Below are 24622 nucleotides of genomic sequence, written 5' to 3'. Positions count from 1 at the left end.
CGGCTACCCCTCGGCCCGCTTCTTGAGCTCCTTCAGCGCGGTGTCCATGACCATCTTCTCGGCCTTGCGGCGCAGCAGGCCGATCATCGGCAGCGCCAGCTCGACCGACAGCGTGTAGGTGACCCGGGTGCGGCCACCGAGGTCCTCCAGCGCGTAGCGGCCGTTCTGCGCCTTCTGCATCTGCCCCTTGACCAGGTGCCAGCTGACGCCGAGGCCGTCCGCGTCCCAGTCGTACTCCAGGGTGTAGACGTCCTTGATCGGGCCCGCGTCGAGGGTGAGCTTGACCTGCTTGGCCCGCCCGTCACCGTCGGTGTCGAGGACCTCGGTCTGCCGGACGGCCTTGGCCCATTCCGGGTACGCGGGGAAGTCGGCGATCACGGCCATCACCCGGCTGGGCTCGGCGTCGACCTCGATGGACTGTGTGGACTGCTCGGCCATGGGACGAAGCGTAGCCGCCGCGGTCGGTCACCAGCGCAGCACGTACGGCTGCCCGGTCTCCTTGAAGTGACCGACGTTACGGCACTCGGTCAGGCCGACCCGGGCGCGCGGCGCCAGGGGCTGGTGCACGTGCCCGAACACCGACCAGCGCGGCCGCTGGGCGTGGATCAGCTCCAGCAGCGCCGTCGAGCCGATCTCGCTGCGGCGCGCCACGACGTCGTAGGTCAGCTCGGGCAGCGCCGGCGGGCCGTGCGTGCAGAGGACGTCGACCTCGGTGAGCTGGGCCACGCTCGCGTCGTAGTCCTCGCGAACCCGCAGGTAGGGACGCCAGGCGGCACCCGGGCGCGGGCGCGGGACGACACCGTCGGGCAGCAGCGCGCCGCCGACGAACCCGAACCGCAGGCCGCCGATCTCGGCCACCTCGCCGTCGAGCACCTGGATGCCCTCGCCGGCGAACTCGGGCCAGAGCGCCGGGGTGTCGACGTTGCCGGGGGTGGCGTAGGTGGGCGCGGTCATCGCCGAAAAGAGCGCCGCGTACTGGGTGCGGATGGCCTCGTCGACGGCGCCGGCCGGGTCGTCGAGGCTCGCCCAGAGCGTCCGCGAGAAGGCAACGGTTTCGTCACGGGTGCCCTCGCGGCGCAGGCGGGCGAACTCGGCCACCTTCTCCGGGCCGAACAGGGCGCCCATGATGCCCTTCTCGTGGTCGCGATAGTCGACGAAGTCGACCAGGTCGCCGAGCACGACCAGGGCGTCGGCCCCGTCCCCCGCGCGCTTCAACCCGTCGACGTTGCCGTGCACGTCCGAGACGACGTGTACCCGCACCCCTGGCCCCCTCTAGCTTTCGCGCGGAGGAACGCCGGGCTCGCGCCCGTCCTCCAGGATCTCCTTGAGCCCGAGTGCGATCACCTTCGCCGCGCGGGCCCGCCGGTCGAACTCCCGGCGCAGGTCGCGTGGCGCCAGCACCCGGGGCGTCCCGGCCGCGTCGGCGGGGGTCGCCCGCAGGAAGTAGTGCAGCAGGGTGCCGTCGAGCACCGGCTCGAGCCAGACCTCCATCGTACCGACGAGCGCGCCCCGCACGGTCCAGCGCAGGCCCTTGTCGCCCCGGTCGGTGTAGACCTCGAGCACCAGGTCGGGCCAGTAGCGCCGCCAGGAGGCCGGTTCGGCGAAGACCGCGGCCACGGTGGCCGGCGGAACGGCGAGGAACGTCTCGTCGACGACGTCGAGTGAGGGTGGCGCGTTCACGTGCGAAGAATGTCACGCCCTCGCCGTGCGACGGCGATCAGCATGGTCTTAAGGTGCTCACCACGCTAAGTTGACTGGCGGGTAACAGCGGTGTCGCCCACCGCACGCGTTGAACACGGAGGTCCACGTGCGCGAATACAGCGCTCCCGCCGGCAAGCCGGTGGCCGACGACGAGAACATGTCCGACGTCGTCTGGGCGAACGCCGAGCGGTTCTCGGATGTGGTGAGCTTCCGCCGCCAGGTCGACGGAACCTGGCTGGACGTCACGGCCAAGGAGTTCGCCGGCCAGGTGCTGGCGGTGGCCAAGGGCATGGCCCAGGCCGGGATCGGCCGCGGCGACCGCGTCGCCATCATGTCGAAGACCCGCTACGAGTGGACGCTGATCGACTTCGCGATCTGGGCCGCGGGCGCGGTGACGGTGCCGATCTACGACACGTCGTCACCCGAGCAGGTGTACTGGATCCTCTCCGACTCGGCCGCGAAGGGCGTGTTCGTCGAGACGAACGCCCACGCCGGGGCCGTCGACGAGATCCGGGACCGGCTCACCGAGCTGGACCACACCTGGCAGATCGAGGGCGACTCCCCCGCCGTCGAGGAGCTGGCCGCGATCGGCGCGCAGCTCTCCGACGACGAGCTGCACGAGCGCCGCCGCGAGGTGCGCGCGAGCGAGCTCGCCACGATCGTCTACACCTCGGGCACCACCGGCCGCCCCAAGGGCGTCGAGCTGACCCACCGCAACCTGCTGGCCGAGATCCGCGCCGACATCGAGGCGTTCCCGCAGCTCATGGAGCAGGGCAACTCGCTGCTGGTGTTCCTGCCGCTGGCGCACGTGCTGGCCCGCGCGATCGCGGTGACCGCGCTGTCCGCGCGGGTGACGCTGGGGCACACCCCGGACGTCAAGAACCTGGTCGCCGACCTGGGCACGTTCCGGCCGACGTTCGTCGTCGCGGTGCCGCGTGTGTTCGAGAAGGTCTACAACTCGGCGAAGCAGAAGGCCCACGGCGACGGCAAGGGCAAGATCTTCGACGCCGCCGAGGCGGTCGCGGTCGCCTACAGCGAGGCGCAGGACAAGGGCGGCGCCGGGGTCGGGCTCAAGCTCAAGCACCTGGCGTTCGACAAGCTCGTCTACGGCAAGCTGCGCGCGGCCCTCGGCGGCCGTTGTGTCGCGGCGGTGTCCGGCGGCGCGCCGCTGGGTGCGCGGCTGGCGCACTTCTTCCGCGGCATCGGCGTCCCGGTGTTCGAGGGCTACGGCCTGACCGAGACGTCCGCGGCGGCGAACGTCAACACGCAGACGGCGTTCCGCGTCGGCACGGTCGGCAAGCCGGTCAACGGCACGTCGGTCCGCATCGCCGACGACGGCGAGGTCATGCTCAAGGGCGACGTCGTGTTCGGCGCGTACTTCAACAACCCGCAGGCGACGGCGGAGTCCCTCACCGACGGCTGGTTCCACACCGGCGACCTGGGCGAGCTCGACTCCGAAGGCTTCCTCAAGATCACCGGCCGCAAGAAGGAGATCATCGTCACGGCGGGCGGCAAGAACGTCGCCCCGTCCGGCCTCGAGGACACGATCAAGGCGGCCCCGCTGGTGAGCCAGGCGATGGTGGTCGGCGACCAGCGCCCGTTCATCGCGGCGCTGGTGACGGTGGACGAGGAGTACTTCCCGTCCTGGAAGTCCCAGCACGGCAAGCCCGCCGCCGCTTCGGTCGCCGACCTTTCCTCGGACGCCGACCTGCTGGCCGAGATCCAGGCGGCGGTGGACGAGGCGAACAAGCAGGTGTCCAAGGCCGAGGCGATCAAGAAGTTCACGGTGCTGGCCAACGACTTCACCGAAGCCGGTGGCGAGATCACGCCGAGCCTGAAGCTGAAGCGCAACGTGGTCACGAAGAACTACGCCACCGACATCGAGAGCCTGTACAAGAAGTAGGTCAGCCGAGCCGCTGGGCCGCGATGTGGTCGCGGTACCAGCGGAAACTCGCCCTCGGCGTGCGCTCCTGGGTCGTGTAGTCCACGTGCACCAGCCCGAACCGGTGCTTGTACCCGTGGGCCCACTCGAAGTTGTCCAGCAGCGACCAGCAGAAGTACCCCCTCAGGTCCACCCCCGCCGACGCCGCCGTGCGCGCCGCCTCGATGTGCTCGTTCAGGAACGAAATGCGCTCGTAGTCGGCGAAATCGCTTCGGTCCGCGTACACACATCCGTTCTCGGTCACGTACATCGGCGGCAGCCCCGGATAACGGTTGTGCAGGCCGACCAGGGCTTCCGTCAGGCCCTCCGGCTCCACCGGCCAGCCCATGCCCGTGCGCGGGACCGCCGGCTGGCGCGTCGTGTCCACGCCGATGTCGGTCACCGTGCGGCGCGCCGGGTCCGGCTCGCGGTGGGGCGCGTCCGCGACGTGCAGCCGGTAGTAGTAGTTGACGCCCAGGTAGTCCAGGCGCGTGCCGATCGTCTCCAGGTCGCCGTCGTGGCGGAACGAGAAGTCCGAGACGCCGTCGAACATCACCGCAAGCCCCGGTGCGTACCGGCCGCCGAACAGCGGGTCGGTGAACTGGCGGCGCAGCAGCGTGTCCTGGCGGGCCGACGCCGCGGCGTCGGCGGCCGAGTCCGTCACCGGCACCGTCGGCGACTGGTTGAGCACGATCCCGAACTGGTGCTGCGGCGCGGCCTGCGCGCGCATCGCCCGCACCGCCAGGCCGTGGCCGAGCAGCAGGTGGTGGGCGGCGGCGAGCGCGCCGTGCCCTTCCCGCGCACCCGGGGCGTGCCGACCTTCGCCGTACCCCGCGACCGCGCACGGGTACGGCTCGTTCAGCGTCGTCCAGTGGTCGACGACGTCGCCGAGCTCCGCGTGCACCAGCGCCGCGTACTCGGCGAAGCGCGACGCCGTGTCGCGCGAACGCCAGCCGCCGTCGTCCTCGAGTGCCTGCGGCAGGTCCCAGTGGTACAGCGTGAGGAACGGCTCGATGTTCTGCTCCCGCAGCGCTTCCACCAGCCGCCGGTAGAAGTCGAGGCCCCGCTGTTCGGCGCGCCGGCCGTCCGGCTGGATCCGCGGCCACGACACCGAGAAGCGGTACGAGTCGACGCCGAGGTCGGCCAGCAGGTCGAGGTCGGCGCGCCAGCGGTGGTAGTGGTCCGCCGCCGGCTCGCCGGTGTCACCCCCGGCCACCGCGCCGGGGACCGTCGCGAAGGTGTCCCAGATGGACGGTCCGCGGCCGTCCGCGGTGGTGGCGCCCTCGATCTGGAACGCCGAGGTGGCGACGCCCCAGCGGAAGCCGGGCGGGAAACTGGTGGTCACGGTCATCTCCGGGAGGTCAGCCCTTGAGCGCGCCCTGCATGATGCCGCCGACGATCTGGCGGCCGAACAGCAGGAACACGAGGAGGACGGGGACGGTGCCGATGGTGGCGGCGGTGAGCACGAGGGTGTAGTCGGTCGTGTAGCCACTGGCCAAAGTGGACAGTGCGGTCTGGACGGTCGGGTTCTCCGGCGTCAGCACGACCAGCGGCCAGAAGAAGTCGTTCCACGCCTGCATGAACGTGAACAGCCCGAGCACCGCCGCGGCCGGGCGGGCGGCCGGCAGCGCGACGTGCCAGAACAGCCGCAGCGAGCCGCAGCCGTCCATCCGCCCGGCTTCGAGCAGCTCCAGCGGCAGCGCCCGTTCGAAGTACTGGCGCATGAAGAACACGCCGAACGCCGTGACCAGGCCGGGCACGATGACCGCCTGCAGCTGCCCGGCCCAGCCGAAGTCGGCCATCATCATGTAGAGCGGCACGACGCCCAGCTCGGTCGGGATCGCCTGGGTGGCGACCACGAGCAGCAGCAGGAACGTCCGGCCGCGGAACTTCATCTTGGCGAAGGCGAACCCGGCCAGCGTCGAGAACAGCACCACGGACACGGTGATCGTGCCCGCGACGATCACCGAGTTCGCCAGTGCCAGCGCGAACTCCGACTCGTCGAAGACGCGGGCGATGTTCTCGAACAGGTGCCCGCCCGGAACGAGCACGGGCGGGACGCTGCCGACGGCTTCCGTCGTCTGCGAAGCCACGACGAACGACCAGTACACGGGGAACGCCGAGCCGGCCAGGATCGCGATCAGCGCGGCGTAGGTCCACGGGCTCGCGACCCGGCGCACGAGGCGCCGGGCCCGCCCGGGTGCCGCCGGCGGCGCGGGCGCGGCCGGGGTCAGCACGGTGGTCATGTCCGCTCCTCAGTCCGTTTGGATGCGCCGGGTCACCAGGTACGACAGGCCCGCGACGAGCATCGTGACGACGGCCAGGATCAGCGCGATCGCCGAGCTGTACCCGAAGTCGTACTTGGTGAAGCCCTGCTCGTAGAGGTAGAGCGCGGCGGTCTGGAACTGCCGGTCCGACCCGCCGGTGGCCGCGGCGGTGCCGGGGTTGAACAGCAGCGGCTCGGCGAGCAGCCGCATGTTCCCGGTCGTCGCGATCACCGTCGAGAAGATGATCTGCGGGCGCAGCAGCGGCACGGTGATCCGCCAGAACTGCTGCCACCCCTTGGCGCCGTCGAGGGTGGCCGCCTCGTACATCGTCGAGGGGATCGCCTGCATCGACGCGAGGAAGATCAGCGCGTGGTAGCCGGTCCAGCGCCACACCACCATCGCCGCGATGGCGGTGTGCGAGCTGGCCGTGCCGGCCTGCCAGTCGACGTGCCCGCCGCCGAACCAGCTCAGTACCCAGTTCACCAGCCCGAAGTCCCGGCCGAAGAGCTGCGCGAAGATGATCGTCACCGCCGCCACCGAGGTGATGTTCGGCAGGATCATCCCCATCCGGAACAGCGTCCGCCCGCGCAGCCTGCGGTTGAGCAGGTGCGCGATGCCGAGCGCGAACAGGATCTGCGGGATCGTGGTCAGCAGCCACAGGCTGACCGTGTTCCCCATCGAGTTCCAGAAGTACGGGTCGTGGAACAGCAGCTGCTCGTAGTTGCCGAACCCGATGAACGTCGCGCCGTCGGCGTCGAGCAGGTTGCGCTTCTGCAGCGACACGAAAGCCGTGTACAGCAGCGGGAACAGCCCGAAGACGCCGAAGATCAGGAAGTACGGGCTGATGAAGCCGAACGGCGACAGCTTGACGTCCCACTTGTGCCGCCGGTCGGCGAAGGTGAGGGCCATTACTTGATCTTCGCGACGTCACCGACCAGCTGCTGCCAGGCCGCCGCGCCGTCCTGCTTGCCCTGCTCGACGCGCTGCATCGCGTTGCCGAACTCCGTCTGGACGTCGCCGGCCTTCGGGCCCTGGTACTGCGGGTTCAGCTTCTTCGCCGCGTCGGTGAAGAGCTTGCCGACGGGCGCGTTGTTGAAGAACGGGTTGGTGTAGGCCGTGATCTTCGGGTCGGTGTAGAGCGACGGCGTCGACGGGAGCAGGCCCTGGCTGGTGAAGACCTTCGCCTGCTGCTCGGGCGCGGTCAGCCACGCGGCGAGGTCGGTGGCTTCCTTGGTGTGCTTGCCCTGCTTGGGGACGGTCAGGTACGAGCCGCCCCAGTTGCCGCCCCCGCCGGGCACGGCCGCGACGTCCCACTTGCCCGAGGTGTCCGGCGCCTGGTCCTTGATCTTGGTCATCATCCAGGCCGGGCAGGTGACGGTGGCGAACTGGCCCTGGGTGAAGCCGGTGTTCCAGGTCGGCGTGCTGTAGAGCAGGCCGGCGGAGAGGTTCGCCTTGACGGCGTCGACGACCTGGTCCCAGCCGGTCCGCAGCGCCGGGTTGCTCGCGACGACGATCTGGTCGCTCTGGTCGTAGTAGCCGACCGGGGCCTGGCCGAAGATCGCGTTGAGCACGGTCGGGCCGCCGTCCATCCACTTGACGCCGTTGGGCGCCTTGGCCTGGAAGCGCTTGCCCGCGTCGAAGAACGCCTGCCAGGTCGGCCAGAGCGCGGAGACGGCGTCGCGGTCGGCGGGCAGCTGGGCCTGCTCGAACAGGTCACGCCGGTAGCAGATGGCCAGGCCGCCGACGTCGGTGCCGTAGCCGATCTGCTGGCCGCCCTTGGCCAGCGAAGCCGACCACTTCCAGCTCAGCCAGCGGTCCTTGAGCTTGTCGCCGCCGACGGTGTTCAGGTCGACGAACTTGTCCGGCGTCGCCTTGAACTGGGCGACGTACCCGGTGTCGATCGCTTCGATGTCCGCGGCGCCGCCGCCGGTGGCCAGGTGCGCGGCGAGGTTCTTGTGGTGGTCGGAGTAGGACGCCGTCCGCTCGGTGATCTCGATGTCCGGGTGTGCGGCCTGGTATTCCTTGATCAGGTCGGTGTAGCCGAAGTTGCCGAAGAGGCCGAGGCTGAGCTTGACCTTCCCGCCGCTGCCGGCGTCGCTGCTGCCGCAGGCGCTCAACGCGGTGACCGCGGCGAGGCCGGCGCACACCGCGCCGGCGATCAGGCGGAACCGGCGGGTTGTCGTTTTCGGGCGCATGAGATCTCCGTTGTTCTGCGGGCCGATCGGAAAACGCGGGACCTATGAGAGCGCTCCCAGTACTCATTCGTCAAGTAACGAAATAGTAACGCGACTCGGCGTTTATCCAGTCAGAGATCATGTGCTAGGAATGTAACCGGTTACAAGTAGGAGGTCGCCATGGTCACCGCGCGCGAGATCGCCCAGCTCTGCGGGGTTTCGGTCGCGACCGTCTCGCGGGTCTTCAACCGCCCCGCCACGGTCAGCCCGGCGACGCGCGAGAACGTCGAGCGCGTCGCCCGGGAGCTCGACTTCTCGCCGAACGAGTCGGCGCGGGCGCTGTCACGGCAGCGCTCGGCGATGGTCGGGCTCGTCTGGGACACCGACCACCGGCGGCCCGGCTGGCGGCACCCGTTCCTGCAGGACCTGTTGCTGGGCCTCAAGTCCGCGCTCAGCTCGCACGGCTACCACCTGCTGATGCTCGCGACGAGCGACGACGCCCGCGACCGCAACCCGGGCGTGTCACTGGCCGACCCGATCGGGTACGTGAGCATGACCCGGCGCCACCACCTGGCCGGGCTGGTGCTGATCGACAGCGGCACCGACGCCGACGCGTTCACCGCGTTCGCCCAGTCCGGGCTGCCGTGCGTGGCGTTCGACGTGGCGTTGTCGGGGCCGCGCGCGACCTACGTGACCTCGGACAACGCCGCGGGCGCGGCGGAGGCCGTCCGGCACCTGGCCGCCCTCGGGCACGACCGGATCGCGACGATCACCGGCCCCCGCGGCAACGCGCCCGCCGCCGCCCGCACCGAGGGCTACCGGCGCGGGCTGGCCGAGGCCGGCCTGCCGGCGCGCGAGGACTTCGTGGTCACCGGGGACTTCTACCGGGAGAGCGGGTTCGTCGGGATGCGCCGGCTGCTGGCCCGCAAGGACCCGCCGACGGCGGTGTTCGCGGCCAGCGACGAGATGGCGGTCGGCGCCCTGCTGGCCGCGCGCGCGGCCGGGCTGCGGGTGCCGGCGGACCTGGCCGTTGTCGGCTTCGACGACATCGAGGTGGCGTCCCTGGTCGACCCGGCGCTGACGACGGTGGCCCAGGACAAACCGGGCTTCGGCACCGCGGCGGCCGGCGCCCTGCTGGCGATGATCGACAACCAGGGCGCGCCGGAACCCGTGCACCTGCCGACGAAACTGGTGGTCCGCGACTCCTGCGGCGCTACCCGGTGATCTTCGCGTCCCAGTCGATGTGGTGCTCGTAGACCCAGCCCGGCTTTTCGCCGACGTCCTGCCCGGAGCTCGACGCGACCAGCTTCTCGACGCGCTCGCGGCGAAGTTCTTCGTACGCCGCGAACGCCGACGCCGGATCCGGCAGGTCACGCAGGCACTGCGCGAGCACCACGCTGTCCTCGATCGCCATCGACGCGCCCTGCGCGTCCGCCGGGGCCGCGGCGTGCGCGGCGTCGCCGACGAGCACCATCTCCGGCGTCGACCACACGCGCGTCTCGGGGACGTCGTAGGAGTGGCCGCCGAACACCTCGTCGCCCGTCGCGGCGATGATGTCCGCGCAGGGCAACAGTTCTCCGGCGAACGCGGCGTGCGCGAACTCGCGCCAGCCCGCGGAGGTGACCGCCGCGATCTCTTCGCGGGACCGCTCTGGATCGGGAATGCGGGCGAACCAGAACGTCGCGCCGTCCGGGCCGGTCGTGAACCCGAAGGCCGCCTTGCTGCCGCGGACCATCCGGTAGATCCCGGGCGCCGGCGGCAGCCCGGGCGCGCGCGTGTAGCCGTAGACGATGGTCTGGCCCGTGTAGCGCGGTTCGTCGGCGGCCGGGTCGATCAGCTTCCGGACCGTCGAGCGCAACCCGTCCGCGCCGACCAGCACGTCACCCGTTTCGGCGGTGCCGTCGGCGAACTCGGCCGTGACGCCGCCCGGGCCGGACTTCGCGCTCACCAGGCGCTTGCCGCGTTCGAGCGGGACACCGCGGCGCGCGGCCTCCTCCTGCAGGACGCGGTAGAGCGTCGCGCGGGTGAGCGTGCGCGGCGCGTCGAGGCCTTCGGTGCCGAACTCCCGGCGCCCGACGGTCTCCCCGTTCGGGGCGACCAGCTCGACGCCGACCGCCGCGAAGGACGCGTCGATCACCGGCTGATCGGCGCCGATCGCGCGCAGGGCGTCCATGCCGTTGTGCATGATCGTGAGGAACGCGCCGGTGTCGTCCCGGCCGGCCGGATAAGCCTCGAAGACCACCGGTTCGTGGCACGCCAGCTTCGCCGCCATCGCCGTGACCGTGCCGGAAATCCCGCCACCCGCGACCAGTACTCGCACCTTCGCTCCCCCTCGTGAACCCGCGTGCCGCCGCTCACGACGTTACCGTGACGGCGGCACGCGGTGCTCACTCCTTGGCGCCACTGGTGGCGATGTCGCCGTTGAGGCCGCGGGGGTAGAAACCGCCCGAGGAGACCTTGTCCGGGTTGAGGTAGGCGATGTTGAGGACGCGGTCGGCCGAGCGCCCGAACGCGATGCCGTTGGCGTCCGCCGGGACGAGGTTCGCCTTGCCGTCCTTGAGCACGCCTTCGTCGTCGTCCGCCTTGCCGTCGAGGCTGTCGCGGGCGTCGGAGATCTTGTTGGTGATGTCGCCGAGACCGCGTTCGAACAGCTGTCCGCGCACGATGCCCGCGTGGTAGGCCTCGACCGCGAGGATGCCCGCCGCCGCGTCGAGGAACGTCTTGTTGTTCACCAGCGGCGCCGCGCCCTTGTAGGCGGACACGCCGACGTCTTCGAACAGGAACGCGGCGAGCAGGAAGTTGTTCTCGCTCGCGAACGGGTCGAAGGTCTGGCCTTCCTTGATCACCCCGGCGGCCTGCATGGCCGCGGTGAAGCTGTTCTGGAAGTCGATCTCGGGCTGCGCGACGGCGGCCTTGTCGAGCGCCTTGCGCAGGAACGTCACGTGCGCGACCTCGTCGCCGGCGATCTCCTGGACGATCTGCTTGGTGTGCTCGCTCTTGAACTTCACCGCGTGCCCACCGGAGACCTTGCCGAGGTTGCCGACGCCGTTGACGTACTTCTCGTTCAGCCCGTAGCCGTAGACGGCGAACGAGTACAGGTTCGCCTCGAGGTACTCCAGGTTGAGCGCGAAGTTCAGCACCGCGGCGTCGCTGGCGGCGGCGTCCTGCGCGTTCTGCTCCGGGTACTGCGAAGTCGCGCCTGCCGAGCCGAGGCCCAGCGAGAGCGCGGTTCCGAGCGCGCCGGCACCCGCGACACCGAGTCCCGCCGCTCCCGCAGCCTTGAGGAAGCGGCGGCGGTCGGTCGCGTTCTCCGCGCTGCGCTCGACGAGCTGCTGTGTGTAGCGTTTTCCGAACACCGGGGGACGTCCTCTCGTGACGAGTTCGTCCACCTCACCCACCGGTCATACGTACCCGGACGGCCCCCGGCTCGGTCAAATCGGAAAAAAGTTCTTGCCGATTTCGTTTCCGCAGGTCAGGCGCGTTCGGCCGCGGCGAGCCGGACGCACACGGCGAGCGCGCGGACGGCCTCTTCGACGTCGGCGAGCACCGGGAAGGTCGGCGCGATGCGGATGACGGCGTCGGCCGGGTCGTCGCCGTGCGGGTGCGTCGCCCCGGCGGGGGTCAGCGCGACGCCGGCCTCCTTCGCCAGCCGCACGACCTCCTTCGCGGTGCCCTCGGGCACGGTGAGCGACACGAAGTACCCGCCGGTCGGCTTGGTCCAGGACGCGAGGCCCGAGTCGCCCAGCTCCTCGGTGAGGATGCGGTCGACGGCCGCGAACTTCGGGCCGATGATCTCGGCGTGCTTGCGCATGTGCGCGCGGACGCCATCCTCGTCCTTGAGGAAGAGGGCGTGGCGCAGCTGGTTGACCTTGTCCGGGCCGATGGTGCGCTTGCCGATGTTGCCGACCCACCAGGCGAGGTTGGCCTCGGACGCGCCGAAGAAGCCGACGCCGGCGCCCGCGTAGGTGATCTTGGAGGTCGAGCCGAAGACGAACACGCGGTCGGCGTTCCCGGCCTCGGTGGCCAGCGCGAGGACGTCGGCCAGGGCCGGCTCGTCGTCGGTCAGGTGGTGCACGGCGTAGGCGTTGTCCCAGAAGATCCGGAAGTCGGGCGCCGCGGTGGTCATGGTGGCGAGCCGCTTGACGACGTCGTCACTGAACGTGACACCGGTCGGGTTGCTGTACTTCGGCACGCACCAGATGCCCTTGACGGCGGAGTCCTCGGCGACGAGGCGCTCGACGACGTCCATGTCGGGGCCCTGGTCGGTCATCGGCACGGGGACGAGCTCGATGCCGAAGCGCTCGGTGAGCGCGAAGTGGCGGTCGTAGCCCGGGACGGGCGCGAGGAACTTGAGGGTGGGCTCATCGGCCCAGCGGCGCTCGGCCCCGGGGAGCTTCGACAGCAGCGCCTGGACGACGGCGTCGTGCATCAGCTCGAGGCTGGAGTTGCCGGCGGCGAGCAGCTGCCCGGCCGGGACCTGCAGGGCGTCCGCGAAGATGCGGCGCAGCTCCGGCAGGCCCTTGAGGCCGCCGTAGTTGCGGACGTCGGTGCCGTCCTCGGCCTTGAAGGTGCCGTCGCCGGGGAGGTCCAGCAGGCCGTTCGCGAGGTCGAGCTGCTGGGGCGAGGGCTTGCCGCGGGTGATGTCGAGGGAGAGGCCGCGCTCGACCAGAGCGGCGTAGTCGCGGCGGGCGGTGTCGACGTCGACGGAAGCAGTGGTCATGGCGTCAACGCTAAACCCGGCGTCGATACCATTTCGGGGCGGGTCCTGGCTAGGGTGGTTGGTGTGCACTTGGTAGTCCACGCCGACCAGCGTCAGTTCTCGTTGCGCGACTCCGCATCCCGGCTGGACGGCAGCGGCTGGACGTCTCTCGCCGTGGAGTCCCACCGGATAGCGTCGGAGCCGGGCGGCCTCGCGGTCGCCACAGCGCGGTCGGACCTGGTGGAGTCGTCGATCACGCTGCTTCCGGCACCACCGGCGTTGACGGCTGACGCGGAGCACGTCGTGGAAGCGGATCTTCCGGTTCCGAGCGGGAAAGTCGTGATTTCCGGGCCCGCGGACTATCCGTCACAGAAAAAGTTCTTTTCGGTGTTGCCGGGGTTGTATCGGGCGCGGGTGTCGTATGTGCCGGCCGGGCCGCCGTCGGTGGACTGGAACGACCACGAGTACGGGGAGCATTACCGGTACGAGGTGGAGATGTGGCCGGTGGTGTCGGGGGCGGGGGTCGAGGTGCTGAAGCAGGGCGCCGCCGTCTGGGACGGTTAGAGAGCCGTCAGGGTCGCCAGTTTCCAGCGACCGTCGATCCGCTTGGCGGTAACAGCAAGTTGAGCGACAGAGGAAGACGGCGCACCCCCGCCCTGGGTCACCGTCTGCTGGTCCAAGAACAACAGCAGCGAAGCATCGTCACCCACCAGAGTCCGCACCCCCACCGCCCGGACCGTGGTCGTCCGCACCAGCTTCTCCGCCGAAGCTCGCGTACGCGCCGAAGCGAACTGGTCCCGGTACTGCCCGACCGCCTCCCCGGTCAAGACCTCCGAAGCCGCCCGCTCGGTGCGAGCCAGGTTCCCGTAGTCATACGAAAACACCGCCTTCACCGCATCACTCACCTCGGCGGAAACCGAAGCCGTAGCAGAAGTATCGACCAAAGCAGCATTGTCCCCAGGAGACAACGAAGCCGTCTCGATGCCGAACCACACCGCGCAGCCCAACGCCACCACCACGACCGCCGCCAGCACTCTCCTCATGAGCCCGCCGCCTGGACGCCCGAGATCTTCCACCCGGACGGAGAACGCGCGACGTCCACCGTCAGCCGGTTCAGGCGTGGGGTGACAGCACCGCCGCCCGTCGACACCCGTACGTCCAGGACCGCCAGCAACCGGGCCGAATCGTCGGCAATCTCCGTCACCGCCGCCTGTACCAGGGACGCGGAAGAAACCGTGCGCGCCGTCGTCGCCCGGTCGATCTGCACCTGACGGTCGCCCGCGAGGTCCTTTCCATACTGGCCCGTCGTCGCCGCTATCCAGCGGTCCACCGCCGCTCCCGCCGAGCGGTAGTCGATCGTGTTCAGCGTGACCAGTTCCGGGCCCGCCGCCGCCAGCACCGCGTCGCGGTCGCGGCCCCGGGCGAGTGAATCGTCGGACGCGGCCCGCCACCACGACCAGCCCGTGAAACCGGCCGCCAGCACCGACAGCACCGCCGCCACCACCAGCACCTTCACGGCGCGCCCAGCAGCTTGCCCAGCCCGCCCGCCGACGGTCCGGTCAGCAGGCTCAACATTCCGGGAAGCTGTTGCGGAGCCGACGCAGCCTGCTGCTGAGGCGCCGCCGGGATCGCCGGCGGCTTGCCCGCGTACGGCGCGTTCTGCGACCCGCGCACCCCCGTCGGGCTGCCCGGCGGCTCGGCGCAGTACGCGTTCATGTTCACCGGCGCCTCGGACTCGTCGTTCGCCGGACGCTGCTTCGTCCCTTCGTAGCCCTTCGTGCACGAAGCCGGGTCGAAGAAGTTCAGCACCACGCCCAGGTGCCCGGTGCCGTCCGGGGACGTCGACGGCGAGAACGCCGAGATGATCGGGTACGCCACCAGCAGCTCCTCGATGGCGTCCTTGCGCGACGTCGTGATCTGCGCGGTGGTCAGCAGGTTCGCGAACAGCATGCCCAGATCCGTCCCGGACGCGGCGAGCACGTCACTGATCTGCCGGCTCAGCTGCGGCGCCTGCGCGATCACCCGCCGCAGGTCCGGATCGGACGTCTTGAGCTGCCCGGCGATCGTCTTCAACCCGGACGCGAAGTCGGTGATGTTCGCCGCCTGACGTTCCTGCGTGTCCAGCACGACGCGCGAGTTCGCCAGCAGGCCCTGCGTTTCCGGGATGTACTGCGTGGCCACGGACGTCAGCGACTTCGTGCTGTCCAGCAGCTGCTGCAGTTCCGGGCCCGCACCCGCGAACGCGTTGTACGTCTCGTCGACGACCGTCCGCAGCGAGTCCGGGTGCACGCTCGCGACCAGGTCGTCGAGGTGGGTCAGCACGGTGTCCGGCGACGGCGGCAGCGACGTCTTGTCCGGTGTGATCACCGAGCCGTCCTTCAGGAACGGCCCGCCGTCGTGCAACGGAAGGAGGTCGACGAACTGCTCCCCCACCGCCGACCGGTTCGCCACCTGCGCGTGCGCGTCGGCCGGGATGTCCGGGGCGCCGGCGTCGATGTCGAGCGCGACGTCGACGCCGTGCTCGGTCAGCGTCATCCCGGTCACGCGCCCGACCGTGACGCCGCGGTAGGCGACCTCGGAGTTGACGAAGATGCCGCCGGAGTCGGTCAGCTGCGCGGTGACGACGTAGCCGCGGTTGCCGAAGAGCCGGTCCAGCCCGGCGTACCGGCCGCCCGCGTAGACGACCGACACCACCGCGATGACGACGAACGCGATCAGCTGGATGCGGACCTTGCGCGTGGTCATTTCCCGCCCCCGATCAGCCCGAGCAGGCCGCCGAGCAGGTTCGGGCCCGCGGCCTGCGGGACCGAACCGAGGTCGGGCAGCGGCAGCGGCGGCGCGACCGCGGGAGTCTGCCCGGACGGCAGCGCGATCGGCGGCTGCGACGAGTTCGTGAAGTTCGAGATCAGCGTGTCCAGGTCGAGGTTCACGTTCGCCTCGACGTTCGCGTAGTCGCCCTTGATCACGTTGCCCGCGTAGTCCGGGAACGGGTACGTGAGCAGGATCTGCAACGCGTTGGGCAGGTTCGACCCGGCCTCGCCGAGCTTCGTCAGCGTCGGCTGCAAGGCCTTGAGGTTCGCGACCAGCTGGTCGCGGCTCTTCGTGACCGTGTCGGTGGCGACGCCGGAGAGCGTGTTCAGCGCGTTCAGCATGCCGACGAGCTGATCGCGCTGGTCGGTGACGATCTTCAGGCCCGGCGCGAGGTCGTCGAGCGCGGTGGACAGGTTCTGCGTCTGGCCGGTCAGGGTGTGGGACAGCTTCCCGAGCCCGTCGATCGCCCGCAGGATCTCGGTCCGGTGCCCGTCGAGCTGGGTCGCCAGTTCGTCCACTCGCGACAGCAGCGCGCGGATCTCCGGCTCGTTGCCCGACAGCGCGTCGTTCAGCTCGTGGCTGATCTTCTGGATCTGCTCGACGCCGCCGCCGTTGAGCAGCAGCGAAAGCGCGCCGAGCACCTCCTCGACCTCGGGGTTGCGGTTGGTGCGCCCGAGCGGGATCTGCGCGCCGTCGCCGAGGTGACCGGACGCCGGCTCGGCGGTCGGCACGCTCAGCTCGACGAACTTCTCGCCCAGCAGCGAAGACTGCTTCAGCTCGGCGTGGGCGTTGGCGGGCAGCGCGATGTCGCCGTTGACGGTCATCGCGACCAGCGCGGACCGCGTGTCCGGCGTCAGGCTGATCTTGTCGACCCGCCCGACCGCGACGTCGTTGACCTTGACGCTCGACTGCGGCACCAGGTCGAGCACGTCGGTGAACAGCGCGGTGACGTGGTACGGGTGGTCGCCGACGTCGGCGCCGCCCGGCAGCGGCGTGCCGTAGAGGCCGTTGAACCCGCCGTCGCTGCAGGCCGCCAGCACGAGCACGCCGGCGAGCACTCCCGCGAGCCGCTTCACTTCGCACCGCCCGCGAGTTGCTCCATGACGTCGACGAGCGGGAGCGGCAACGGCGGAAGCGTCCCGTTCTGCAGGGAGTTGAGCACCTGCGGGATCGTCGGCAGCTTCAGCACGCCGTCGAGGACCGGTGCCAGCTGCTTGCAGATGTTCCCCAGCGTGTCCGGGATTTCCTTCGGCGTGCCCGCGCTGATCAGCCGGCACACGGTGAGGATCGGCGGGTTGGTGAGCTCGTTGAGGTTGTCGCGAACGGCGATCGTGCCCGACGCGGCGTCGTAGGAGTTGATGAAGTTGGTGGCGCCGGTCGGCGCGATGTCGAGCACCTCGGCCAGCGACGCGCGCTGGTCGACGAGCACCTTCGACAGCGACGCCAGTTTGTCCACATTGGACTCCAGAGCGCCCTTGTTGTCGTTGACGAACTGCTGGACGTCACCGAGCGCCCCGCCCAGGGACTGCAGCGCGGCCCCGACGTCGGAGGAGTCGGCGGCGAGGAACTGGCTGACGTCGGCGACGCGGCCATAGAACTCGTTGAGCTGCTGGTCGCTCTGGGCCAGCGCACCGGTGAAGGAGTTCAGGTTCTGCACGGTCGAGAACAGGTCGTCCTTCGAGCCGTCGAGGGTCTTCGCGAGGTCGGCGAGCTGCCCGACCGTCGAGTTCAGCGAAGCGCCGTTGCCCTTCAACGCGTCGGCGGCGGTGTCCAGGACACCCGAAAGCGCGCCGTCCTTGTTCGCGCCGTTGGGACCCAGAGCCGTCGACAGCTTGTCGAGGCTGGAATAGAGGTCGTCCAGCTCCACCGGCGTCGCCGTGCGGTCCTTCGCGAGGACTGTGCCGGTGGCCAGCGTCGGGCCGCTGTCGTAGGCCGGGGTCAGCTGGACGTACCGGTCGCTGACCAGGCTGGGCGCGACGACGACCGCGCCGACGCCGGCCGGCAGCTGGACGTCGTCGACCTGCATGTCCACCCGCACCGCGTCACCCTGCGGCGTCACGTCGGTGACCCGCCCGACCGGCACGCCGAGCACCCGCACCGACGAACCCGCGTAGAGCCCGACGGTCTTGCCGAAGTACGCCGACAGCGTCGTGCCGGTGGACGCGCGGAACACCAGGAACAGCCCGGCGGTGAGGAGCAGCGCGAGGACGCAGGCGAACGCCAGCCACGTCACCAGGCCGCGGCCGCGGTAGGTCCGGATGGTCATCGGCCGCCCACCCCCTGGTTCGGCGCCGCGATCGGCGGGGTGCAGCCTTCGGGGTTGATGTGCAGCCCGGCCGCGGTGATCGTCGGCGGCAGCAGCCCGCACAGGTAGCCCTCGAACCAGCGGCCGTTGCCGGTGGCGTTCGCGCCGACGCGGGCGAACGGCGCCATCAGCTGCAGGCTCTTGTCGAGGTTGCCCTGGTTGCGCTGCAGGATGTCGGTCACCTTGCTCAGTTTGTCCAGCGTCGGCTTGAGCTGCGCGCGGTTGTCCGCGACGAGCCCGGACAGCTGCTGCGAAAGCTGCTGGGTGCCGGTGAGCAGCGCGTGGATCGCGGTCTTGCGGTTCTGCAGCTCGGTGAGCAGCAGGTTGCCGTCGCTGATCACGCGTTGCAGCTGCGCGTTGCGGTCGGACAGCGTCTTCGAGACCTGGCTCGTGTTGGCCAGCAGCGTGTGCAGGTCGTTGTCGCGGGACGACACCGTCTTAGCCAGCGAAGACAGCCCGTTGAGGGTGTCCTTCAGGTACTGCGGGCTGTCCTTGAGGCTGTCGGACAACGCGTTGAAGCTGTCCGCGAGCTGCTTCGTGTCGATGTCGCCGACCGTCGTCGACAGCTGCTCGAAGGCGTCCTGCAGCTGGAACGGCGTGCGCGTGCGGGCCTGCGGGATCGTCGCGTCCGGCTCCTGCGCGCCGCCGCCCTTCGGGTCGAGCGCGAGGTACTTCTCCCCCAGCAGCGTCTTGATCTCGATGGACGCCGTCGTCGCGTCGCCGACGCGGACGTCCTTGACGCGGAAGCGCACCAGCACCTGCTTGCCCGCGAGCTTCACCGACGACACCGTGCCGACCTTGACGCCGGCGACCTCGACCTCGTTGTCGGGCGCCAAACCGGCGGACTCGCCGAAGTAGGCCGAGTACGTCGTGCCGTTGCCGAAGAACGGGAGCTGGTCGGAGAAGTACGTCGTGGCCGTGACGAGCACGATCAGCACGAGCGTGACCGCGCCGACTCCCGCCTGGTTGCGATCCTTCAGCCGCTTCACGGACCACACCTCTCCGCGCGTTGCGTGCCGGGAATGGGGATGATCGGCAGGGTGATGTCGAGCGAGGAAATGCCGATGGTGCCGGTGATCCCGCACAGGTAGTAGTTGAACCAGCTGCCGTAGCTGAGCGTCCGGGTGAACTTCTCCAGGTTGCCCGGCAGCACCTCGAGCAGGTGGTTGAGCAGTTCGCCGGAGTCGCCGAGGTTCTGCGACAGCACGCCGAGCTGCGCGACGTCGTCCTTCAGCGCGGGACGCGCGTCGGCGAGCAGGCCCGTCGTGGACACCGCGAGGTCGCCGAGCGCGCTGACCGCGTCACCGATCGGCTTGCGCTGCTCGGCCAGCCCGCTGACGAGCTTCTGGGTCTGCTCGATGAGGTCGCCCAGCTGCGGGCCGTGGGCGTTGACCACGCCGAGCACGGTGTTGAGGTTCGCGATGACCTGCCCGATCACCTGGTCCTTGCTCGCGATCGCCGTGGTGAGCGACGCCGTGTGCTGCAGCAGGCTGGTGATCGTGCCGCCCTCGCCCTGGAAGACGCTGATGATCTCGGCCGAAAGCTGGTTGACGTCCTTCGGGCTCAACGCCTTGAACAGCGGCTTGAAGCCGTTGAACAGCACGGTGAGGTTCAACGCGGGTTTCGTGCGCTCGGGCGGGATCGTGCCGCCGTCGGCCAGCGCGCGCTCGCCCGGGACGTCGGTGCCGAGCGCGAGGTAGCGCTGGCCGACGAGGTTGCGGTACTTGATCGTCGCCGTCACCGTCTCGGGCAGCCGGTAGGCGTGCTCGACGTCAAACCGCACCTGGGCGAGGTTCTGCTCGCCTTCGACGACTTCGATCGCGTCGACCTGGCCGACCTTGACGCCGGCGATGCGGACGTCGTCGCCTTCCTTGAGGCCGGACGCGTCGGTGAACTTCGCGAAGTAGCCGGACGTCTCGCCGAAGTTGGTGTTCGCGATGGTGGCTGCGAGGACACCGGTGAGCAGCACGGTGACGACGGCGAACACCGTGAGCTTGATGAGCGACGGGATGAAGCTCCTCATTTCAGCTCCACCTCCGCCCCGCGGTAGAGCGGCCCCACGAGCAGGCCGGCCCAGCCGGGCACGGCACCGGGGGACGTCCCGAGCGCGGGCGACGCGAGTAGGTCGATCAGGTCCTTTTCGTAGGACGAGCCGACGATCGAGCCGTCGCCGCCGACGGCACCGCCACCGGCGGGCAGCTCACCGGACGGCGACTTCGGCGGCGCGGGCTTGCTGGAGCCGTCCTTGATCGCGCCGTCGGGCGGGTACTGCGGCCACACGCCGGGCTTCGGGACCTGCGGGTAGCAGCGCGGCCCGCGCTTGTCCTCGTACTTCGGCTCGTCGACGCCGGGCAGGTACTTGCCGCGGCTGGCGGCGAACTCGATGGTGACCCGGCTGACCTCGGGGTGCGCGGTGCCCTTGCCGAATGCCAGCTCGGCCGGCGCGACCTCCCCCGCGAGCTGCTCGAGCAGGCACGGGTATTCGGGCGCGTACTTGGCGAGCACGTCCAGCGTCGGCTGGACCGCCGTGGTGAGCCGGATCAGGTTGTCCTTGTTGACCTGCAGGAAGCTCGTCAGGTCGACCGAAGCCGCGGTGACCGTGGCGTAGAGGTCGCTCAGCCGGTCGCGCTGGTCGACGATCGTGCGGGTCGTCGTCGTGAGGTCGGACAGCGCCTGCAGCAGATCCGGCGCCGCCTTGTCGTAGGTGTCCGCGACGTTCGCGAGCCTGGTGATGTCGGCCTTGACGTCCGGCAGCGACGGGTTCAGCTTGCCGAGGTAGTCGCTCAGCTGCACGAGGGTCTGGCCGAGCTGCTTGCCGCGGCCCTCGAGCGCGGTCGACACCGCCGTCAGCGTGCTCGACAGCTTCTCCGGCTGGACCGCCTGTAGCAGCGGCATCACGTCGTCGAGGACCTTCTGCAGCTCGATCGCGGTGCTGCTGCGGTCCTGCGGGATGACGTCACCCGCCTTGATCGGGCCTTGCGACGTTGCGGGGAGCTGGAGCGAAACGTACCGCTCGCCGAAGAGCGTTTTCGGCAGCAGCCGCGCCGACACGTTCGCCGGGATGACGTGCGTCTTGTCCGGGTCGAGCGCCAGCTCCAGCTCGGCGTGGTCGCCCTTCGCCAGCACGGACCGGACCTCGCCGACGAGCATGCCGCGGACCTTGACGTCGCCGCCGGTGCGCAGCTGGCTGCCGACGTGGTCGGTCTCGACCTTCACGAGCGTCACCGGCGTGAAGGCCTTGTTGTAGACGGCGAGCGTGAGCGCGATGAACAGCGCGGCCACGAGCAGGAAGGCGAGCCCCAGCACCTGGTACCGGAGCCGCTGCCGGAGCTCGCGCGTCATCCGGAGATCCTCACCGTCGTGTTGGCGCCCCAGATCGCCAGGCTGAGGAAGAAGTCCAGGACCGAGATCAGCACGATCGACGTCCGCACCGCGCGGCCGACCGCCACGCCGACCCCGGCCGGGCCGCCGCTGGCGTTGAAGCCGTAATAACAATGGGAAAGGATCACGAGCACGCTGAAGACGATCACCTTCCCGAACGACCACAGGACGTCGCCGGGGGGCAAGAAGAGCGTGAAGTAGTGGTCGTAGGTGCCCGCGGACTGGCCGTAGAGCCAGATGGTGATCTGCCGCGACGCGAGGTAGCTCGAGAGCAGGCCGACCGCGTACAGCGGGATCACCGCGGCGACGCCGGCGAGCACCCGGGTCGTCACCAGGTAGGGCATGCTCGGCACGCCCATGACTTCCAGCGCGTCGATCTCCTCGGAGATCCGCATCGCGCCGAGCTGCGCGGTGAAACCGCAGCCGACGGTCGCGGACAGCGCGAGCCCGGCCGAGAGCGGCGCGACCTCGCGCGTGTTGAAGTAGGCGGAGATGAACCCGGTGAGCGCGGCCGTGCCGAGCTGGTTCAGTGCGGAGTAGCCCTGGAGACCGACGATGAGACCGGTGAACAGCGTCATCCCGATCATCACGCCGAGCGTGCCGCCGATGACGGCGAGGCCGCCGGTGCCGAAGCAGACTTCGGTGAGCAGCCGCAGCGTTTCCCGGCTGTAGCGGCGGATCGTGCGTGGCGACCACGCGAGCGCCTTCGCAGCGAAGGCGAGCTGCTTACCGAGGCCTTCCAGGCTCTGGCCGGGGCGCGCGATGTATTCGAGCGTCCGTTCGTGCTCCAGGGGTTCCGCCGTCATCACATGGCCTTCGGCGGGATGATCCGCAGGTAGATCGCGGTCAGCACGACGTTGATGAGGAACAGCAGCAGGAACGTGATGACGACGGCCTGGTTGACGGCGTCACCGACGCCCTTCGGGCCGGGCGGCGGGTTCAGCCCGCGGAACGCCGCGACCACGCCGGCGACGAAGCCGTACAGCAGCGCCTTGATCTCGCTGACCCAGAGGTCCGGCACCTGGGCCAGCGCGTTGAAGCTGGCCAGGTACGCGCCGGGCGTGCCGCCTTGGAGGACGACGTTGAAGAAGTAGCCGCCGAGCACGCCGACGACGCTGACCAAGCCGTTGAGCAGCACCGAAACGACCATCGCGGCGAGCACGCGCGGCACGATCAGGCGCTGGATCGGGTTGACGCCGAGGACCTCCATGGCGTCGATCTCTTCGCGGATCTTGCGCGCGCCGATGTCCGCGCAGACCGCGCTGCCGCCGGCACCCGCGACCAGCAACGCCGTGATCAACGGGCTGGCCTGCTGGACGATGGCGAGCGCGGAGGCCGCGCCGGTGAACGACTGCGCGCCGATCTGCGCGGTCAGCGAGCCGAGCTGCAGCGCGATCACCGCGCCGAACGGGATGGCGACCAGCGCGGTCGGCAGGATCGTGACGCTGGCGAAGAACCAGCACTGCTGGATCCACTCGCGGGTCTGGAAGGGGCGCTTGAAGATCGCGCGCAGGACCTCCCACGAGAGCGTCGCGAGCCGCCCGACCTGGGTGAGCGCCGCGGTTCCCGGGAGCGTGCCCGTGCTCTCGCTCACCACACCTCCCAGTAGGTCGTCGCTGACCTCCGAGTGTTCTCCATACCCGGTGCCCGATTTTCGTTAGCGGTGTTAACTGATCGTCAGAAACTCAGGTTGAGGGCGTGCGAGGCCGTGGCACCGCCGTCCGCCACGAACTCCGCTCCCGTGCAGTACGCGCTTTCGTCGCTGGCGAGGAACAGCACCAGTTTCGCGACGTCTTCGGGTTGCCCGACGCGCCCGAGCGCGACCTTCTTCCCGACGTACGACATGTCGACTTTCTGCCCACCGGCGGCGGTCTCGACCATCTGCGTGTCGATGGCGCCGGGGTGGACCGAGTTGACGCGGATGTGCTTCTTGCCGAGCTCCATCGCCGCGACCTTGGTCATCCCGCGGATGGCGAACTTGCTCGCGGTGTACGCGACGAGGTAGGGCATCCCGGCCAGACCCTCCACAGAGGACACGTTGACGATGGAGCCACCGCCGGCGGCGGTCATCGGTTCAACGACCGAGCGCATCCCGAGAAACGCCCCGATCTGGTTCACCCGGATGACGCGTTCGTAATCGGCCAGCTTCGTCTTGCCCAGTTCCGAGAAATGGAGGATGCCCGCGTTGTTGACCAGCACGTTCGGCGCGCCGAACTCGGTGGTCACGCGGTCGAGGGCGGTGACCCAGCCGTCTTCGTCGCCGACGTCGAGGTGCTGGTAGACGGCCTGCTCCCCCAGTTCGGCGGCGAGCTGCTTGCCCTCGTCGTCGAGGATGTCGGCGATCAGCACCTTCGCGCCCTCGGCGACGAACGCGCGTGCGGCGGCCTCGCCCTGGCCGCGCGCGGCGCCGGTGATCAGGGCGATCTTCCCGTCCAGCCTCATGACTCTCCCAGGATCTCGGTGGCGGCGAACATCCGGCCGGGGTCGCGTTCGGCGAAGAACGCGCTGACCGACGTCTCGAGCTCGTCGAGGGACCAGCGCTGCTCGATCCGCGGCGCCTCGACCAGCGACACCGTGCCGCCGTGGACGATGAACACCTGGCCGTTGACGTGCTCGGCCGCGGGCGAGGCGAGGTAGGCGACGAAGGGTGCGACGTGTTCGACCGAGAGCGGGTCGGCGCCCTCGGCGGGAGGAGCACCGAACACGCCCTCGGTCATCGCCGTCCGCGCGCGCGGGCAGATCGCGTTGGCGCGGACGCCGTACTTGGCCAGGCCGCGGGCGGCCGACATGGTGAGCGCGGTGATGCCGGCTTTGGCGGCGGCGTAGTTGGGCTGGCCGGGCGAGCCGATGAGGAACGCCTCGGACGCGGTGTTGACCAGCCGACCGTACACCGGCTGTCCGTCCGCTTTGGACTTGTCGCGCCAGTACTTCGTGGCGTTGCGGGACAACAGGAAGTGGCCGCGAAGGTGGACGCGGAGCACGGTGTCCCAGTCGTCGTCGGACATCGAGAAGAGCATCTTGTCGCGCAGTACGCCCGCGTTGTTCACGACGATGTCGAGCCCGCCGAGGTCGAGCGCGGCGGTCACGAGCGCGTCCGCGGTGGCCCGCTCGCCCACGTCGCCGGCGACCGCGACGGCCTTGCCACCGGCGGCTTCGATCTCTTCGACGACGTCCTTGGGCTCGCCGATGTCGTTGACGACGACGGTGGCGCCCTGCCCGGCCAGGGCGAGCGCTTCCGCCCGGCCCAGTCCCGCGGCGGCGCCGGTGACGATCGCTGTCCTGCCGGTCAGGCTCACGCGAGGCCTCCTCATCGAGTCCTGTGACGGCGCCTACACTAGAATCTGTTCTCGCTGAGGGCAAGCC

At 69.9% G+C, this 24622-nt stretch carries 25 protein-coding genes; 3 read left to right on the top strand and 22 right to left on the bottom strand.

Annotation, left to right across the window (positions count from 1 at the left end; all coding sequences use genetic code 11):
* Window positions 1–3: 3 nt before the first annotated feature.
* The 3 genes from ACZ7OU_RS19440 to ACZ7OU_RS19430 are packed head-to-tail and all read right to left on the bottom strand — an operon-like array spanning window position 4 to window position 1680.
* Window positions 4–438, bottom strand: a complete 435-nt coding sequence (locus ACZ7OU_RS19440) for an SRPBCC family protein (protein WP_410668972.1) — start codon at window positions 436–438, stop codon at window positions 4–6.
* Between the two features lie 27 nt (window positions 439–465).
* Entirely contained in the window at window positions 466–1260 is a 795-nt protein-coding gene (locus tag ACZ7OU_RS19435; RefSeq protein WP_470238664.1) for a metallophosphoesterase family protein, read from the bottom strand.
* 12 nt (window positions 1261–1272) lie between these two features.
* The gene (locus ACZ7OU_RS19430; protein WP_470238665.1) at window positions 1273–1680 is read right to left on the bottom strand and encodes a polyketide cyclase / dehydrase and lipid transport; all 408 of its coding nucleotides are present in this window, start codon (window positions 1678–1680) and stop codon (window positions 1273–1275) included.
* 127 nt (window positions 1681–1807) lie between these two features.
* Between ACZ7OU_RS19430 and ACZ7OU_RS19425 the strand changes: the two genes are divergently transcribed.
* Window positions 1808–3604: an AMP-dependent synthetase/ligase gene (locus ACZ7OU_RS19425; RefSeq protein ID WP_470256134.1), complete on the top strand. Its 1797-nt coding sequence runs from the start codon at window positions 1808–1810 to the stop codon at window positions 3602–3604.
* 1 nt (window position 3605) lies between these two features.
* On the opposite strand, the gene ACZ7OU_RS19420 is transcribed toward ACZ7OU_RS19425, so the two are convergent.
* Genes ACZ7OU_RS19420 through ACZ7OU_RS19405 form a run of 4 tightly spaced genes read right to left on the bottom strand, consistent with a single transcriptional unit; the run spans window position 3606 to window position 8084 of the window.
* Window positions 3606–4967 carry a GH1 family beta-glucosidase gene (locus tag ACZ7OU_RS19420; protein WP_470256133.1) on the bottom strand — a complete coding sequence of 454 codons (1362 nt, stop codon included), beginning with the start codon at window positions 4965–4967 and terminating at the stop codon, window positions 3606–3608.
* 16 nt (window positions 4968–4983) lie between these two features.
* The gene (locus tag ACZ7OU_RS19415; RefSeq protein ID WP_470238668.1) at window positions 4984–5868 is read right to left on the bottom strand and encodes a carbohydrate ABC transporter permease; all 885 of its coding nucleotides are present in this window, start codon (window positions 5866–5868) and stop codon (window positions 4984–4986) included.
* A gap of 9 nt (window positions 5869–5877) precedes the next feature.
* A complete protein-coding gene (locus tag ACZ7OU_RS19410; protein WP_470238669.1) occupies window positions 5878–6798 on the bottom strand; it encodes a carbohydrate ABC transporter permease in 921 nt (306 codons plus the stop codon).
* Window positions 6798–8084 (bottom strand): ABC transporter substrate-binding protein, encoded by a 1287-nt coding sequence (locus tag ACZ7OU_RS19405; RefSeq protein ID WP_470256132.1) that lies wholly within the window; start codon window positions 8082–8084, stop codon window positions 6798–6800. The genes ACZ7OU_RS19410 and ACZ7OU_RS19405 overlap by 1 nt, the downstream gene beginning before the upstream one ends.
* A 159-nt stretch (window positions 8085–8243) precedes the next feature.
* Here ACZ7OU_RS19405 and ACZ7OU_RS19400 point away from each other — a divergent pair, with 159 nt between their 5' ends.
* The gene (locus ACZ7OU_RS19400) at window positions 8244–9287 is read left to right on the top strand and encodes a LacI family DNA-binding transcriptional regulator (protein ID WP_470256131.1); all 1044 of its coding nucleotides are present in this window, start codon (window positions 8244–8246) and stop codon (window positions 9285–9287) included.
* On the opposite strand, the gene ACZ7OU_RS19395 is transcribed toward ACZ7OU_RS19400, so the two are convergent.
* The 3 genes from ACZ7OU_RS19395 to ACZ7OU_RS19385 form a co-directional block, all read right to left on the bottom strand.
* Window positions 9277–10383 carry an FAD-dependent monooxygenase gene (locus ACZ7OU_RS19395; RefSeq protein WP_470256130.1) on the bottom strand — a complete coding sequence of 369 codons (1107 nt, stop codon included), beginning with the start codon at window positions 10381–10383 and terminating at the stop codon, window positions 9277–9279. The two genes, ACZ7OU_RS19400 and ACZ7OU_RS19395, sit on opposite strands and share 11 nt — an antisense overlap.
* Before the next feature lie 67 nt (window positions 10384–10450).
* Window positions 10451–11419, bottom strand: coding sequence for a ferritin-like domain-containing protein (locus ACZ7OU_RS19390; protein WP_285483367.1), 969 nt, complete (start codon window positions 11417–11419; stop codon window positions 10451–10453).
* A gap of 116 nt (window positions 11420–11535) precedes the next feature.
* Window positions 11536–12783: an aspartate aminotransferase type Ic gene (locus tag ACZ7OU_RS19385; protein ID WP_470256129.1), complete on the bottom strand. Its 1248-nt coding sequence runs from the start codon at window positions 12781–12783 to the stop codon at window positions 11536–11538.
* Window positions 12784–12885: 102 nt separating this feature from the next.
* Between ACZ7OU_RS19385 and ACZ7OU_RS19380 the strand changes: the two genes are divergently transcribed.
* Window positions 12886–13326: a hypothetical protein gene (locus ACZ7OU_RS19380; RefSeq protein WP_470256128.1), complete on the top strand. Its 441-nt coding sequence runs from the start codon at window positions 12886–12888 to the stop codon at window positions 13324–13326.
* Here the strand turns inward: ACZ7OU_RS19380 and ACZ7OU_RS19375 are convergent.
* From ACZ7OU_RS19375 to ACZ7OU_RS19320, 12 genes are all read right to left on the bottom strand, one after another.
* On the bottom strand, window positions 13323–13805 hold the full coding sequence (locus ACZ7OU_RS19375; protein WP_470256127.1) for a hypothetical protein: 483 nt from the start codon (window positions 13803–13805) through the stop codon (window positions 13323–13325). The two genes, ACZ7OU_RS19380 and ACZ7OU_RS19375, sit on opposite strands and share 4 nt — an antisense overlap.
* Complete coding sequence (locus tag ACZ7OU_RS19370) at window positions 13802–14278, bottom strand: hypothetical protein (protein ID WP_470256126.1); 477 nt, start codon at window positions 14276–14278, stop codon at window positions 13802–13804. The genes ACZ7OU_RS19375 and ACZ7OU_RS19370 overlap by 4 nt, the downstream gene beginning before the upstream one ends.
* Window positions 14275–15507: an MCE family protein gene (locus ACZ7OU_RS19365; RefSeq protein ID WP_470256125.1), complete on the bottom strand. Its 1233-nt coding sequence runs from the start codon at window positions 15505–15507 to the stop codon at window positions 14275–14277. Before ACZ7OU_RS19365 ends, ACZ7OU_RS19370 begins: the two co-directional genes overlap by 4 nt.
* Window positions 15504–16649: an MCE family protein gene (locus ACZ7OU_RS19360; RefSeq protein ID WP_470238679.1), complete on the bottom strand. Its 1146-nt coding sequence runs from the start codon at window positions 16647–16649 to the stop codon at window positions 15504–15506. The genes ACZ7OU_RS19365 and ACZ7OU_RS19360 overlap by 4 nt, the downstream gene beginning before the upstream one ends.
* Window positions 16646–17839 (bottom strand): MCE family protein, encoded by a 1194-nt coding sequence (locus tag ACZ7OU_RS19355; RefSeq protein WP_470256124.1) that lies wholly within the window; start codon window positions 17837–17839, stop codon window positions 16646–16648. Before ACZ7OU_RS19355 ends, ACZ7OU_RS19360 begins: the two co-directional genes overlap by 4 nt.
* Complete coding sequence (locus ACZ7OU_RS19350; RefSeq protein WP_470256123.1) at window positions 17836–18867, bottom strand: MlaD family protein; 1032 nt, start codon at window positions 18865–18867, stop codon at window positions 17836–17838. Before ACZ7OU_RS19350 ends, ACZ7OU_RS19355 begins: the two co-directional genes overlap by 4 nt.
* Window positions 18864–19901, bottom strand: coding sequence for an MCE family protein (locus ACZ7OU_RS19345; RefSeq protein WP_470256122.1), 1038 nt, complete (start codon window positions 19899–19901; stop codon window positions 18864–18866). The genes ACZ7OU_RS19350 and ACZ7OU_RS19345 overlap by 4 nt, the downstream gene beginning before the upstream one ends.
* Window positions 19898–21220, bottom strand: a complete 1323-nt coding sequence (locus ACZ7OU_RS19340) for an MCE family protein (protein ID WP_470256121.1) — start codon at window positions 21218–21220, stop codon at window positions 19898–19900. Before ACZ7OU_RS19340 ends, ACZ7OU_RS19345 begins: the two co-directional genes overlap by 4 nt.
* A complete protein-coding gene (locus ACZ7OU_RS19335; protein WP_470238684.1) occupies window positions 21217–22065 on the bottom strand; it encodes an MlaE family ABC transporter permease in 849 nt (282 codons plus the stop codon). Before ACZ7OU_RS19335 ends, ACZ7OU_RS19340 begins: the two co-directional genes overlap by 4 nt.
* Complete coding sequence (locus ACZ7OU_RS19330; RefSeq protein ID WP_470238685.1) at window positions 22065–22853, bottom strand: MlaE family ABC transporter permease; 789 nt, start codon at window positions 22851–22853, stop codon at window positions 22065–22067. The genes ACZ7OU_RS19335 and ACZ7OU_RS19330 overlap by 1 nt, the downstream gene beginning before the upstream one ends.
* A gap of 83 nt (window positions 22854–22936) precedes the next feature.
* Window positions 22937–23701 carry a glucose 1-dehydrogenase gene (locus ACZ7OU_RS19325; protein WP_364385166.1) on the bottom strand — a complete coding sequence of 255 codons (765 nt, stop codon included), beginning with the start codon at window positions 23699–23701 and terminating at the stop codon, window positions 22937–22939.
* Complete coding sequence (locus ACZ7OU_RS19320) at window positions 23698–24555, bottom strand: 3-oxoacyl-ACP reductase (protein ID WP_470256120.1); 858 nt, start codon at window positions 24553–24555, stop codon at window positions 23698–23700. The genes ACZ7OU_RS19325 and ACZ7OU_RS19320 overlap by 4 nt, the downstream gene beginning before the upstream one ends.
* Window positions 24556–24622 lie beyond the last annotated feature (67 nt).

This window comes from Amycolatopsis sp. NPDC114505 (assembly GCF_055633615.1).
The sequence above is the reverse complement of the archived record's forward strand: the minus strand, read 5'-3'. Positions and strand labels throughout refer to the sequence as shown.

Excerpts from the sequence above, each read along its gene's own strand:
- ACZ7OU_RS19440 (WP_410668972.1), bottom strand. The coding sequence starts at position 438 with ATGGCCGAGCAGTCCACACAGTCCATCGAGGTCGACGCCGAGCCCAGC.
- ACZ7OU_RS19415 (WP_470238668.1), bottom strand. The coding sequence starts at position 5,868 with ATGACCACCGTGCTGACCCCGGCCGCGCCCGCGCCGCCGGCGGCACCC.
- ACZ7OU_RS19410 (WP_470238669.1), bottom strand. The coding sequence starts at position 6,798 with ATGGCCCTCACCTTCGCCGACCGGCGGCACAAGTGGGACGTCAAGCTG.
- ACZ7OU_RS19405 (WP_470256132.1), bottom strand. The coding sequence starts at position 8,084 with ATGCGCCCGAAAACGACAACCCGCCGGTTCCGCCTGATCGCCGGCGCG.
- ACZ7OU_RS19400 (WP_470256131.1), top strand. The coding sequence starts at position 8,244 with ATGGTCACCGCGCGCGAGATCGCCCAGCTCTGCGGGGTTTCGGTCGCG.
- ACZ7OU_RS19385 (WP_470256129.1), bottom strand. The coding sequence starts at position 12,783 with ATGACCACTGCTTCCGTCGACGTCGACACCGCCCGCCGCGACTACGCC.
- ACZ7OU_RS19375 (WP_470256127.1), bottom strand. The coding sequence starts at position 13,805 with ATGAGGAGAGTGCTGGCGGCGGTCGTGGTGGTGGCGTTGGGCTGCGCG.
- ACZ7OU_RS19365 (WP_470256125.1), bottom strand. The coding sequence starts at position 15,507 with ATGACCACGCGCAAGGTCCGCATCCAGCTGATCGCGTTCGTCGTCATC.
- ACZ7OU_RS19355 (WP_470256124.1), bottom strand. The coding sequence starts at position 17,839 with ATGACCATCCGGACCTACCGCGGCCGCGGCCTGGTGACGTGGCTGGCG.
- ACZ7OU_RS19345 (WP_470256122.1), bottom strand. The coding sequence starts at position 19,901 with ATGAGGAGCTTCATCCCGTCGCTCATCAAGCTCACGGTGTTCGCCGTC.
- ACZ7OU_RS19340 (WP_470256121.1), bottom strand. The coding sequence starts at position 21,220 with ATGACGCGCGAGCTCCGGCAGCGGCTCCGGTACCAGGTGCTGGGGCTC.
- ACZ7OU_RS19335 (WP_470238684.1), bottom strand. The coding sequence starts at position 22,065 with ATGACGGCGGAACCCCTGGAGCACGAACGGACGCTCGAATACATCGCG.
- ACZ7OU_RS19325 (WP_364385166.1), bottom strand. The coding sequence starts at position 23,701 with ATGAGGCTGGACGGGAAGATCGCCCTGATCACCGGCGCCGCGCGCGGC.